The organism is Thiorhodococcus minor (assembly GCF_010820565.1).
GTDB classification, from domain to species: Bacteria; Pseudomonadota; Gammaproteobacteria; order Chromatiales; family Chromatiaceae; genus Thiorhodococcus; species Thiorhodococcus minor.
The window spans coordinates 1-435 of the sequence record NZ_JAAIJQ010000354.1; the positions used below are offsets into that span (position 1 = coordinate 1).

A 435-nucleotide genomic window follows, 5' to 3' on the forward strand; every position below is an offset into this window, starting at 1 on the left:
GACGGCTCCGCGATCTATGTGGCGACCGCGAGCGAGGGCCCGGTGACCCTCTTCGTCAGCGATGCCTCGGATCCGAACCATGCGCTGTCCCTGACGCTCGCCCCGCGGCGCATCCCCCCGCGCGAGATCCGGCTGGTCCTGACCGATCCGCTGCCCAACCCGAGCCCGATTGCAGCGCCGACCGCACCGACAGGAGCCGCCGCGCCGGACTATGTCTCGACTCTCACCGAGGCCATGCGCGCCCTGGCCCGTGAGGAGATCCCCGAGGGTTACGGGCTGCGCCAGGCACGGCGCCAGGAGACCGTGACCTGCGTCCAGCTCGGGCTCGAGACCCGCCGCGGTCAGGTCCTCGAAGGCGGCGACCTCTGGCTGGTCACGGCCCTGGTGCGCAACACCACTGACACTGAGCTGGAGATCGAGGAGCGCGCCTGCCGC

At 71.5% G+C, this 435-nt stretch carries 1 pseudogene; it reads left to right on the forward strand.

The annotated features are described in order from the left end of the window. Positions 1 to 435, forward strand: a pseudogene (locus G3446_RS27305) (TraK domain-containing protein); the annotation flags it as partial.